At 70.6% G+C, this 1,133-nt stretch carries 1 protein-coding gene; it reads left to right on the plus strand.

Annotated elements, in window-relative coordinates:
• The coding region (locus ACFC09_RS46075) for an IS110 family transposase (RefSeq protein WP_376539208.1) at nt 1–1,107 on the plus strand (1,107 nt) is incomplete at its 5' end.
• Nucleotides 1,108–1,133: the final 26 nt, after the last annotated feature.

Genomic DNA, 1,133 nt, shown 5'->3' on the forward strand with positions numbered 1-1,133 from the left:
ACCGAGCCGAAGCTGCGGGAGCTGTTCGAGAAGCTGGCCGCGAAATTCGGCACAGTACTGGTCGTCGTCGACCAGGTCGCCAACATCGGCGCCCTGCCGATCGCCGCCGCCCTGGCATCCGGCTGCCGGATCGCCTACCTGCCCGGACTGTCGATGCGCCGCGCCGCCGACCTCTACCCCGGCGAGGCCAAGACCGACGCCCGCGACGCGTTCGTGATCGCCGACACCGCCCGCACCGTGCCGCACACCCTGCGCGCGATCGACCGCGACGACGAGGCTCTCGCCGAGCTGACCATGCTCACCGGCTACGACAACGACCTGGCCGGCGAGATCAACCGCACCACCAACCGGCTGCGCGGCCTCCTCTCCCAGATCCACCCCTCCCTCGAACGCGTCCTCGGCCCGCGGCTGGCCTACCCCTACATCCAGGTTCTCCTCCAGCGGCACGGTTCCCCGGCCAGGCTGAAGAAACTCGGCCGTGCCCGCTGCGAGGCCCTGCTCAGGGCCCACGGCTCGCGCAAGGCCCACCACCTCACCGCCGAGATCTTCGACGCCCTCGCCGAACAGACTCTTGTGGTTCCAGGCACCGAAGCCAGCGCGCTGATCGTGCCCGGGCTCGCCGCCCAGCTCGCCGCCGCCCACACCCAACGACGCCAGGCCGAGCAGGAGATCGCCGCCCTGCTGGAGGCCCTCCCTCTTTTCCACCTCCTGACGTCCCTGCCCGGCCTGGGCGTCAGGACCACAGCAGCCGTGATCGTCGCGATCGGCGACGGCACCACCTTCCCCACCGCCGGACACCTCGCCTCCTACGCCGGACTCGCCCCGGCTACAAAGTCCTCGGGAACCTCCATCCGAGGCGAGCACGCACCCCACCGCGGCAACCGGCTCCTCAAACGCGCCCTGTTCCAGGCCGCATTCGCCGCGATCGGCTGCAAGTCCGACCCCTCCTCCCGGACCTACTACGACCGTCAGCGCGCACGTGGCAAGACCCACACCCAGGCCATCCTCCGCCTGGCCCGCCAGCGTGTGAACGTCATCCACGCGATGATCCGCACCGGAGCCCTCTACGAACCACGCACCCCCGACGACGTCGACCTCGCCGCCTGACGACTGCTCCACCGCTCCTACCCCCC

Origin of the sequence: Streptomyces sp. NPDC056161 (assembly GCF_042268025.1) — a bacterium.
GTDB lineage: Bacteria > Actinomycetota > Actinomycetes > Streptomycetales > Streptomycetaceae > Streptomyces.